Annotated in this window: 12 protein-coding genes; 10 read left to right on the top strand and 2 right to left on the bottom strand. The window is 39.3% G+C overall.

What is annotated here, in order from left to right; genetic code table 11:
* Positions 1-4: 4 nt before the first annotated feature.
* Positions 5-406: a hypothetical protein gene (locus QZ276_RS00060; protein ID WP_292484124.1), complete on the bottom strand. Its 402-nt coding sequence runs from the start codon at positions 404-406 to the stop codon at positions 5-7.
* 381 nt (positions 407-787) lie between these two features.
* On the opposite strand from QZ276_RS00060, the gene QZ276_RS00055 reads away from it, so the two are divergent.
* The 7 genes from QZ276_RS00055 (at position 788) to QZ276_RS00025 (ending at position 9,512) form a co-directional block, all read left to right on the top strand.
* Positions 788-1,273, top strand: a complete 486-nt coding sequence (locus QZ276_RS00055; protein WP_292484122.1) for a hypothetical protein — start codon at positions 788-790, stop codon at positions 1,271-1,273.
* Positions 1,274-1,568: 295 nt separating this feature from the next.
* The gene (locus QZ276_RS00050; RefSeq protein WP_292484121.1) at positions 1,569-2,795 is read left to right on the top strand and encodes a hypothetical protein; all 1,227 of its coding nucleotides are present in this window, start codon (positions 1,569-1,571) and stop codon (positions 2,793-2,795) included.
* Between the two features lie 44 nt (positions 2,796-2,839).
* The gene (locus tag QZ276_RS00045; RefSeq protein ID WP_292484119.1) at positions 2,840-3,457 is read left to right on the top strand and encodes a hypothetical protein; all 618 of its coding nucleotides are present in this window, start codon (positions 2,840-2,842) and stop codon (positions 3,455-3,457) included.
* A gap of 244 nt (positions 3,458-3,701) precedes the next feature.
* Complete coding sequence (locus QZ276_RS00040; RefSeq protein ID WP_292484118.1) at positions 3,702-4,430, top strand: hypothetical protein; 729 nt, start codon at positions 3,702-3,704, stop codon at positions 4,428-4,430.
* Positions 4,431-4,435: 5 nt separating this feature from the next.
* A complete protein-coding gene (locus QZ276_RS00035; RefSeq protein ID WP_292484116.1) occupies positions 4,436-8,800 on the top strand; it encodes a carboxypeptidase regulatory-like domain-containing protein in 4,365 nt (1,454 codons plus the stop codon).
* 96 nt (positions 8,801-8,896) lie between these two features.
* On the top strand, positions 8,897-9,151 hold the full coding sequence (locus tag QZ276_RS00030; RefSeq protein WP_292484114.1) for a hypothetical protein: 255 nt from the start codon (positions 8,897-8,899) through the stop codon (positions 9,149-9,151).
* Positions 9,152-9,155: 4 nt separating this feature from the next.
* Entirely contained in the window at positions 9,156-9,512 is a 357-nt protein-coding gene (locus QZ276_RS00025; protein WP_292484111.1) for a hypothetical protein, read from the top strand.
* A gap of 136 nt (positions 9,513-9,648) precedes the next feature.
* On the opposite strand, the gene QZ276_RS00020 is transcribed toward QZ276_RS00025, so the two are convergent.
* Positions 9,649-9,810, bottom strand: a complete 162-nt coding sequence (locus QZ276_RS00020) for a hypothetical protein (RefSeq protein ID WP_292484109.1) — start codon at positions 9,808-9,810, stop codon at positions 9,649-9,651.
* 13 nt (positions 9,811-9,823) lie between these two features.
* Here QZ276_RS00020 and QZ276_RS00015 point away from each other — a divergent pair, with 13 nt between their 5' ends.
* Genes QZ276_RS00015 through QZ276_RS00005 form a run of 3 tightly spaced genes read left to right on the top strand, consistent with a single transcriptional unit; the run spans position 9,824 to position 10,634 of the window.
* Positions 9,824-9,979, top strand: a complete 156-nt coding sequence (locus QZ276_RS00015; protein ID WP_292484107.1) for a hypothetical protein — start codon at positions 9,824-9,826, stop codon at positions 9,977-9,979.
* A gap of 26 nt (positions 9,980-10,005) precedes the next feature.
* Entirely contained in the window at positions 10,006-10,242 is a 237-nt protein-coding gene (locus QZ276_RS00010) for a hypothetical protein (protein ID WP_292484105.1), read from the top strand.
* Positions 10,239-10,634, top strand: a complete 396-nt coding sequence (locus tag QZ276_RS00005) for a hypothetical protein (RefSeq protein ID WP_292484103.1) — start codon at positions 10,239-10,241, stop codon at positions 10,632-10,634. Before QZ276_RS00010 ends, QZ276_RS00005 begins: the two co-directional genes overlap by 4 nt.
* Positions 10,635-10,786: the final 152 nt, after the last annotated feature.

Here is a 10,786-nt window from a genome sequence, read left to right as displayed (position 1 = left end):
TTATTCATCCTAATAGCACCACTAAGATAGCCCCAATCAGTAGAACTGCCCCAATATTAGCTATAAGAAGCTTCTCCATTAGGTCTAGACCTTTACCATGCGTATCAAACGCTTGGCTTAGAAGATTCATCTGCATTCCCATACGGTATTTCTCTGATGGACTAAAGTTATCTTCATTAAGAGATTCATTAAGTTTTGGTGGATCAATTTTTACAGGATTAGCGAAGCCTTCAAAGAAGATATTCCCGCTATCATAGAATTGTTCCCATGAATAATTATCTGTATCAGTCGCCTTTCTAAACTCTACTCTGAAATCGGTCCTGCCGATAATGGCGCTTAGTTCTCTACCACTAAGCGATGCAAAGCCTTTGGCCAGGCTCAGAAACAGATTGGCTAAGAGCTTCATAGAAAATACTACTACCACCTACCTTATAACATTTTATGTGCATGGGTAATATCTCAGGCTTAAGCGTCGAAACACCTAATATCAGGGCTTTCGCATTACTACATGCGCCATGCCCAGTACTGAGAACATGATTGAGCAGGGAGTCGGGATTGTCGTAGCCCTTCTGGTAGGGTCCCTCATGGCGGCATTCCTTCTCCCTGTCGCAATCAATGAGCTTACAAGTGTAGACACATCATCTTGGTCCAGTGGAACCCAGGCAATTTGGGATATTCTCCCATTGCTGATTGTGTTGGCATTCTTCCTGGTGGTCGTCGGATGGGCCATTGCTAGCTACAAAGGATACACATAGCAGATAACTAAAAATCTGCTAGGTGATATCTTATGGCTAAAACACTTGATCCAGGTAGAGCCCTAGGAGTGGTCCTAGTGGTAGCCGTAATAGCGTTACTCCTAGCCTTCATGATGCCGGTAGCTATTAGCTCTTTTTATTCAGATTCTAGTGTTACCTTCGATCAAACAGAAGGCGAAACAGTAACGCTGACGCATGACTTGAATGCCACCCTAGATAATGTTAGCGATTCACAAAACACTATCGACGTTACGGTTTACAATGACGTAGATAGTGCTTCTATTACGGCATTGTCTGAGGGTGCGAACCAGACAGTCACGGTAGATGGGAATGATATTACCGTTTATAACGATAATATTACATCCCCATCTAACGCTACTGTTACTTACGAATATCCGAAAACATACGGATGGAGTGGGGGAGTTACCACCCTCTTTGGGGTACTGCCCCTGATGATCCTGCTTACGGCATTCCTATTCATCCTAGGATATGCTGTAAGTGTTTACCACAAAGGATAATACCGTTTCCATCCGTTTGTTTTTGCATGGCCTTAGAATCAGTGATAAGTCCCCAAAGCATCGATATAGCACTAGCTATCCTGATTGTGGGGTTTTTTGGTATTTCTGGGTATATCGCTATCCGTATGTATTCAGCTATTTCCCTTTTCGTATGGATGTTTAGCTTCTTTGCTTTTATCTCTGCTATTGCTCTAGGTATTGATTTCCTTTTCGTATGGATTGGGCTACTGCTAACAGTGATATCAGAAGCATTCAGTTTATCACTGTATGCAATTTATGGGACTAAGGTGTAAGTATGCAACTAAGCTATGCATCAGATGGGTCTTTGCTTACTGATGAAAGAGAAGTAAATGCCTCTACTCTTTGGGATACTCAGAGTGATTGGGAAGCATATCAATCAAAAAACAATATCAATATTACTAATGGGAATTTAGAACTTTCCCAGGTAGCTAGTAAAACTGTTATTAGTACTACCATGCCTTTTTATCTGCCATTACGTAACTTAATCAATAGTTCATATATTGAAACCTGGGTAAGGGATTCCCCAGATGATCCATCTATCTATTTCAGTGATACTGGAGAATCATGGACTTTATATAATAATCCTCATCATACTAGCCAAGATGGATACTATTCATGTGCATATGATCATGGGCTATTGCAGATAGCCGCTATCTATCCGTATGATGGGACTAGTGTGGGATTCTATGTGTATGATACAAATAGAGATAGTGGTATTAATGCGTATGAATCTACTACCATTCCTACAGATTATGATTCAATTGTTTATACATATCCGTTAATTGTGGATAGTGTAGATGCCTCATATTGGCTTTTGGCCTTTCCTTCGACAGGAAAAATAAAAGGAACCCTTTACGATTTGATAGAGATTTATCTCTATGAATCAGGTAGTTTATCGAAGGTTCATACCTATGGGCCTACTAATGAACGTAATTATATTGTAGATGATTCAAAGATGTTTACGTATCATGATGGATACAGTCTAGTAGATGAATTAGTTTTCTATGGGACTAGGGACGGTAGCCCTGCCTGGGGTTCTATCGATAAAGCAGGTGGCTATGGATCATGGCGGGATTTACCTGGAGGGAGAGCCTTAGCCGGTGGGTTGACAATTGTACAATCTGCTGATGATGTACCTGTAATAGCCCACATAGATGAATATGGAGATATCTACCGTAATGACTATGGAACTTTTTATAATATTGGGACATTCACAAATCAAAGCCTGCCGACAGATACTAAGATAGTCTCTCAATGGCTCAATGATAAAAGCGGATTTGTTATCTTTTGGCTATTCGATGATGGTAACGGATATAATATCTATATGCAGATACAGGATCATCCAAATCAGATGGTATCTGATGGTTATACTACTTTTAAATCTACTAGCTATAGCGATATGCAAATAACCGGACCATATATGTCACCATATGCAGATAGATTTCAGTTCATGGAGTGGAATAGCAATAGTGAGCTTATTTACCATGAGGTTCCAAGATGAAACGCCGTAAATTTCTCATACGTGCATGCGTGGGAATGAGTGGGATGGGCCTAGTCTCTACTGTCGAAGCTCAAACAGATAGTGGGGAGATAGAGTTAACTACTACTGCCTCTATTCCCAGTTCAACCAGTATCAGTATAGATGTATATGAGGATTTGGCAGGGGATGGATCAACCGATAATATGGTAAGCCTGTCAATAGCAGATGGGACTAATACGTATATCTTGGATACACTTGAGGGTTATACTGATGAAGGGAATATCTATTGGCTAGATATTTCTCTATCCACTTCTGATATAAGTATTACTCCATCGCTTGATAGTGTAGAAATTGCCTTACCAGAAGAAACTACCGAAACTACTACCACTACAACCACTACAGAAGAAGCCCCTGTTTCGATAGTCTCTCCTAGCTATCTTTCGACACAATTAAGTATTTTATTGATAGTCTTTTATGGTTTAATAGGAGTGATAAGCATGGTTGTAAACTCTGCCCCAGGGCTTTTGGGCCTTAGTATAGCCATCTTTGGATTCATAGCAGTAGTAGCGTTTGACCTTAGCTTTATGTGGGTTTGGTTTACAATAGCCATAGGTATTATATTGCTATTATTGAGTATTGTCTTAGGACTACTTTATAGCCCACAAAGAGGTATAAGCTCATGATTTGGGATTTTGCCCTATTCACTAATATCCATGTGTTCTTACTGCTGATGATATTGTTAATGGGTATTATAGGCATGTTTAGTAAAAATGGCACAATGGGACTTATGGGTAGCTATATGACTTTTGTATATATCGGCAGTGAAAGTACTTTAAATTTCTATAACAATGCATTATATCTCTGGTTGATCCTGCTAATCTTGGGAACTGCCTTTATCACGTATGACAACTTTATGGGGGATTCACAATGAATATTACACGCTTCGATGTTTCGATATTGATAGGCATGCTTCTAGCAATTATCCTTATGACTTTCATCATTCCAGGGCTAGGCTTTGTTGATGCAGATGTTACTACAGATGATATCCCAGAGTTTAATATGACTACTGATCGATTTGATTTTGCGGGGGATTTCCCAGGCACTCCTACAGAAGCAGATAGCGGCTATGTAAATGCGAGTGATCCTTATGTAGGTAACTACTTTAAGCCATTTGCCGATTTTGATTTAGTAATGGTAGAAGAAACGGCTAATACTACCTGGGAAATTAGGATGGATGATAAAAGTGGGAATGTATTAGCTAATACTACTGTCTCTCCTGGTAGTGAATATCATCTAGCAGATGGGCAGGGGAATGAGATTAAGGGAGAATATACATCTGATGCAGAAAAAATTACATGGGTCTATATTGATAGTGGGGACTATGGGGGAATTGTGGGACAGTTAAGATATCTAGCTCATATTTTCGTTTGGGGCTTTGGGACATTTATCACGATTTTGACTAATACGTTTGGGGCTATCTTCGATGTAGTTAGTTTCTTTATCGGATTATTCCACTGGTTATTAGTATCGTATAGTAGTATCATAGCGGCAGGTAATGGGTTTGTAGCTACTATCTCACTTATCCCATTGATCCTTATCATGTATGAATTTAGTAAATTCATCATGATAGTGGTTGAAATCCTATGGATTGGGTGATAACAATGAAACACAAAAACATAATCCAAATCGGTTTGGTAGTATTGTGCGTAATAGGTATAACATCAGGCATAGCCCTAGCTGCCCCTGGGGATACCATCTTTTCTAAAAGTCATAGCTTAACGTATGATGGGGCTAGTGCTATCGATGGTAATAATAGCCAAATTTATGTAAAATCAGGGGATACTACCCTAGAAGCATACGATTCTAACGGTAATAGCCTATGGACCCAAAGCTTTAGCGAAGATATCTTTACGATTGATGTAGATGCTAGTAATGGCTATGTCCTAGTGGGCTTACATAGTGGGGGTGGAACCTTTGCATATAATCAGACTGGTAGTTTAATATGGAGTGATACAGGATCACATAGTGGGAATATTGTAGTAGAAGCCCATGAAGATGCCCCTTACTACTATTCAGGGGGAGAACTGGGGGATATTATCTTTAGATACAAATCAAATGGTTCTCAGGTAACAACTACAAATACTAATTATGATGTTCATCATATAGATTATAATCCTGTCTCTGGGGATGTTATTGTTTTACGGGATGGAGCTAGTAATGGAATTGATGCATTAGATGCTACTACAGGTAGCTCACAATGGAGTTTAAACCCACCTACTACAGGACATGGGCTAGGGGTAGATGATGCTACAGGTAATATCTATGTGGGTGGAGAAGGTGAAATCCATGAATATGATACTGGTGGAAATATCCTGAATAATAGAACTGTTAATGGATGGGTTGAAGATATGGCTATTGATGCAGAGAATCAGATAGCTTATGCCGCATTAAATGATGATGGAAGCATTGAAGTTTATGATTTAGAAGATGGTAGTACATATTACAACTATGGGCTATCAAATGTTCAAAAGGTAGATATCGATCCACCTTTAGATATAGCAGTAGCTAGCAGTTCTAGTACTACTGATACATTTGAAACAAAGGAAAAAGCAGGGAAGGTATGGCTCAATGGGACAGTTACCCATTCTCTTAGTGGGGTTGAAGGTGTTTCGGTAGAAGTATATTACAATGATACTTCTCCTAATGATAATGATGATCCTGTCTATACAACTACTACAGATGCCCAGGGGAACTATAGTGTAGAAATAGAAGCAGATACATACAATGTATATTATTTCAAAGAAGGATATGAGCCATATTATATAGAAGATGTAAATATAACATCTGATACTACAAAGGATGTTCCTTTAACTACTATCGGAGATACCAGTTTAGAGTATATTTATGCACTTAATAATACGACTATAGAGCAAAGAGATATGGATAGTGGTAGGATTGTAAATCACTATACACTTACCTATGCAGATAATATCGATTATACTACCTTAGAGGTAGTGCCTGATGGTAATATCTATGTAGCTTATACTGAAAACAAAACCGATAGTCCCCCAGAAACATACATCAAAGAAATAGCTGGAAATCTTACGACAGAAGTGGGTACTTATGAGTATTCTACTGTCTTTGATTTACATGATTCTAGCACTCTGCTACAGTATGCTGAGAAGATTCAAGATATGGAGTACCAGGCAGGATATCTCTATGTGACAGGCTATCCCTTTGAGGGAGAAGGGGGACATATCATGAAAGTAGATACAGATAACATGGGCAGTTACGTATGGGCTAAACGTAATGCCCTAACTAAAGATGGGGTTGAAACCTCCCCCATGCAGGTTATTGTGCCTGATCCTGCTAGTAATACTGATCAGTATCTCTATATCAGGGAAGATACTGAATCTATCAGTAGCTCAGGACAATATTCCTGGGTGTATAGGGCTAGTGTAGATGATGGAACCCCTACCCACTTCTTAGAGAATGATACTGAAATATTTGGTGGGTTTACAAATGAAACGGGGAATGCTGTATATTTAGGAGGAAATAAAGGCGGCAATCCGTATTTTGTAAAATATAATGCTACCGGCAGTTCTCAATGGACTATAGGCACTACTAATTTAGGCTTTAGTGTTCTTACTGGGGCAGATTATGGGAATAGATGGGTAATAGGGCAATTAGATGGAAAAATTTCAGGGGGATTAGCTGATGGGACATTTAACTATGAAACAAATGTTATCAGTAATAATGTTCGCTATGTAGATGTTTCTGAGAATGGTTTGGGTTATGTTGTAGATAGTACTGGAAACCATAGGAGATTTTATATTGAGAATGGTAGTATTGAAAGCGATAATGCAGGTTTTGGTAGTTCTGAGCCTACTACATATTTGATTAATTCTCCTAATGTTACTATAAGCTCTACAAAAGATAGCCATACCCTAAATGGGACAGTGGTAAACCAGACATATGATGCTATAGAGAATGCTACTGTAGAAGTTTATGACTTGAATGATGATCCACATAGCGATACTCCCGACTATAGAACCTTTACAGATTCATTAGGTAATTATGAACTAACAGTGCAAGAAGGTAAATATAATATCTACTTCAAGAAGCCTAATCATGTTCCTGTTTATAAAGAAGATATTACCATTGAATCTAATACGACAGTAAATGCAGTTCTACATATTGCTAATTATACCGTTTATGGCTTTGTTACGGATAGCATCAGTGGGAAAAGGGTGCCTAATGCTACTATTCATGCATATCTAGAAGAAGATACAGAAGGTGGTATCCCTTACATTGAAGGATACTTTACTCAGACAGATATTGCAGGCTACTATGAGTTTAGCATTCCAGCTAATGATTATGATTATATTCGTGCATATAAAGAAGATTATGAAGCCACCTATAAGAATGATACAATTATATCATCTGATACACAGATTAACTTTACTATAACGCCACAGACAAACGTAAACTTAACTGGGTATGTGTATGATAATGATACTGGAGAAGCCTTAAGCTATGCTCAAATAAAAGTAGGGAACTATCAAACCTATACTAATGAATCTGGATATTATCAGATTGGACTAGTTAATGGAACATATGAAACTACAGTAAGTAAGACAGGATATGATTCTAAATTCTTTTCTAATTTAGTGGTTGATGGAAATACACAAAAAGACTTCTATCTAGATAAGCAGGAAGGATCGACAGGGGAAAAAGTAGGAAATAAAACCCTTTATGGATATGTAACTGATACTAATCTTTCTGCCATCGAAGGGGCTACCGTAATTATAGACAATCAGCTAACTGTTACCACTAATGCATCTGGATACTATGCAGTGAATTTAGATAATGGAACATACGAACTTAAAGCATTCAAAGAGGGATATGAATCTAATAGTACCACTGCTATTGTTGAAGGTGATACCCAGGTAGATTTCATCTTAAATGAATCCCCTGGGAATGATACTGATAACGTGCATACAGTGATAGGAGAGGTATTAACTGAATCTCAGACAGGGGATGATCCTGTTACTGGGGCAGAAGTGGGTATAGGGCCTTATACTGATATCACTGATGCAGATGGGACTTATTCGATTGAAGTATTAGAAGGAACTTATAACACATATGCTAAGAAAGATGGATATATTACTAAATGGAAAAATGATACTTCTATCACTAATGATAGAACAATTGATTTCTACTTATTGCCTGGGGAAGCCCAATATACGATTAATGGATATATTACTGATACCTTAGGTAAAGATGTTACTAATGCAGTTATCATTTTCAATGGGACATATTACGAAAAGACTACTACAAATAAAAGCGGATACTATACACTTGAAATTATTGAAGGAAATTACGATATCACTATTAAAGCTAAAGACTATAACACTAGATACGATAATAATTCATTAATCATAGCAGATGAAACTAAGAATTATACACTAGCCCCAGTTAGATGGATAGTGTTAGATGCCCCTAGCCATATGAAGCCCAAAAGTAACGCTACATATGATGTATTATACTACATGCCTGCCCATGATATCAAAGGAAAAAGTGTCTTAGATACGGCAGTGGTAACTTCAAATAATACAACTATAGTAGAGCCCATCGATGGAACTTTATTCAGTGGGGATGTAAATGCATCTACTACCCTCTATGCAGAGTATTCAGGTTTAACCGATAATACTACTGTATATGTAGCAAATGTTGGCATGGAGAATATTCAACATTTGCCTGCCCCCATGTGGATAATTGCTTTTGTGGGTTCTTTCCAAGATGGATTAGGTCAACCATTCCACTGGATTTTTGTAGCTACTGTCTTAGGAACTGTCTTTACGCTATTAATCTCTATTTGGGCAGGACTTAGCATTATCTTCATCATATTCACATTTGCTCTATTAGTTAGCTCAATTTCACTAGCCTTCTACTTAGCTATGATCATCTTCATCTGGTATCTGATTATGGTCCAAATGGATTTCAATAGAAGGGAAGCTAATTAGTGACAGTTATGAATATGCATACATCCGGTAAAAAGATATAAATACTACTCCAGTTTTCTCTATGAATGTCGGGGAGGGTTCCCCGACAGATAGCCAATGAGTGAACTGAAAGAAACACTTGAGAACATCCCTGAGGATGTTCCTGCTTCTGCCCTTTCTGGAGCTACCCTAGCAGTTAGGGCAGAAGATACGGATTCAGTGGTAGAGAAACTTGAAAAAGAAGAAGTTATGCAGTTCCTTCGATTTGTATTCGATACTCCAGAAGAAGCTATCGGGGAGTCTGAAAACAACATTACGACTACTGAGCTTCGACACATGGCAAAAGTAGCAGCAGAAAACATCGATTATTAGAACAATGGGATGGAGAGACAACCTTACTGAGGATCGAGATTTTGTCGCTGCTTCGACAATCGGGGATGGGGAATGGACCGATTTCCGCTTTCAGGATGAAGGCGAAGAAATCGAAACAGAGGCAGGGGATGCAGTTCGCTTCCCTGTCGAATATGTGGGCTCTCAGCAGGGCAGTGAGCCTGAGACAATGGGGAATGATGCCCTGGAGGATGGAGAAGAATACTACCTGCTTACGTCCAGCAGTAGGCTCCTAGCTGCCCTGGCAGATGCAGGGGAAAGCCTGAGTGGTGTTACCTGCCGTATCCATGCAGATGGGGAAGTTAACACCTTTGAACGGTCCTATGATGTAGAAGTTCAGTAGGTAGCCAGCTAAACTACCATTTTTCTTAAGATACATTTATTATCCCTGGGTTTCTCATATCGCATGTGGGAAGGCCCTTTGTAGGGTGCCTTTGACGTAAGCTCAGGGCATGATGGCAGACTGCCGATTTTGCCCCTTAGTCCCTATTTAGGGCTATCGCATCGATTTTGCGAAGCCCAATCATACGGGGAAGCAAAACCAGTCTGTGCCTGCCTAATCTCAGGGGTTGAGAATAGCCGGTATCTTCTGGATATGTTGGTAGTATCCCCTGAGCCTGCCTTAGTAGCCATACACGCATGCGAAAGGAAATAATGAAAGCAAAATGCCCACAATGCAGTTACAAAGCGGAAAGTATCGTAACGCAACTAACAACCCAGATAAGTGGAAAAGCGAAAGCATACGTATGTGGTAATCCCGCATGCGATGTTATTCACTTCAAAGACAACCCCAGAACACTAGCACAATGACAGACTACAGTAGACTACCAGAACACATGCAAGAACCGGCTAGAAAATATGTCGAAGAAGGCAGGCATCCCGGAGACTTTCTTACTGCCGTTTTAGCCAATAACCTAGTAGAAGCATTTGGTAGGGCAGATAGTAAGAATCAGGATCATATGCAGGATTGGGTAATATGGCTCTATAATGAATGTCCTGGGGGTGCCTGGGGCAGTGAGAAACGCATTAAGGAATGGGTAGCTCAAAGAGGGTTAAAAGGAATAGAACAATGAAACGACATACAGATATCCCATGCGATGCAGAACTAGTAGAAGGTATAGTTAGGACCCATTCAGTAGTAGATGTAGCTAGTGGCATAGTCGTATTGACCTATGAAAGCGAAAGCGAAGGCATCAGGCTTTATGCTAGAGTGCCTTATGATACTTCTGCCGGTCCTGATGGACTCTTTACCCATATCGATACAGAACTAGGAGAATGGATCAATGGAGAAGGAAAGAAGTTAGATGAAGATGCCTTAGTAGAATACAGCTATCCAAATATTCTAGTTACATCGAAAGTTCTTGATGATGCTAAAGCAGTATTCAGTGAATACAAACCTCAAGCAGTTATGTCAGCAGGTAGCTATACGGTAGAAAGTGAGGATATCAACCATGAAGAAAACTAGAGAGAATGGATACCTAGATAACGGGGAAGATTGGAAGCATAGGCTAGCAATTGTAGCCAAAGAACATGGGTGGTTTTGATGAAGGGCAAATGTCCTAAATGCAAAACAAATAATATTAGTTCTTGGACTTACAAACCTGAGAAATCCTTTAA

Origin of the sequence: Methanohalobium sp. (assembly GCF_018609725.1) — an archaeon.
Lineage (GTDB): Archaea > Halobacteriota > Methanosarcinia > Methanosarcinales > Methanosarcinaceae > Methanohalobium.
The sequence above is the reverse complement of the archived record's forward strand: the minus strand, read 5'-3'. Positions and strand labels throughout refer to the sequence as shown.

Bases quoted from the DNA above. Each gene is read 5' to 3' on its own strand.
- QZ276_RS00005 (WP_292484103.1), top strand. From the start codon at position 10,239: ATGAAACGACATACAGATATCCCATGCGATGCAGAACTAGTAGAAGGT.
- QZ276_RS00050 (WP_292484121.1), top strand. From the start codon at position 1,569: ATGCAACTAAGCTATGCATCAGATGGGTCTTTGCTTACTGATGAAAGA.
- QZ276_RS00045 (WP_292484119.1), top strand. From the start codon at position 2,840: ATGGGCCTAGTCTCTACTGTCGAAGCTCAAACAGATAGTGGGGAGATA.
- QZ276_RS00030 (WP_292484114.1), top strand. From the start codon at position 8,897: ATGAGTGAACTGAAAGAAACACTTGAGAACATCCCTGAGGATGTTCCT.
- QZ276_RS00060 (WP_292484124.1), bottom strand. From the start codon at position 406: ATGAAGCTCTTAGCCAATCTGTTTCTGAGCCTGGCCAAAGGCTTTGCA.
- QZ276_RS00020 (WP_292484109.1), bottom strand. From the start codon at position 9,810: ATGCGTGTATGGCTACTAAGGCAGGCTCAGGGGATACTACCAACATAT.
- QZ276_RS00035 (WP_292484116.1), top strand. From the start codon at position 4,436: ATGAAACACAAAAACATAATCCAAATCGGTTTGGTAGTATTGTGCGTA.
- QZ276_RS00010 (WP_292484105.1), top strand. From the start codon at position 10,006: ATGCAAGAACCGGCTAGAAAATATGTCGAAGAAGGCAGGCATCCCGGA.
- QZ276_RS00025 (WP_292484111.1), top strand. From the start codon at position 9,156: ATGGGATGGAGAGACAACCTTACTGAGGATCGAGATTTTGTCGCTGCT.
- QZ276_RS00015 (WP_292484107.1), top strand. From the start codon at position 9,824: ATGAAAGCAAAATGCCCACAATGCAGTTACAAAGCGGAAAGTATCGTA.
- QZ276_RS00055 (WP_292484122.1), top strand. From the start codon at position 788: ATGGCTAAAACACTTGATCCAGGTAGAGCCCTAGGAGTGGTCCTAGTG.
- QZ276_RS00040 (WP_292484118.1), top strand. From the start codon at position 3,702: ATGAATATTACACGCTTCGATGTTTCGATATTGATAGGCATGCTTCTA.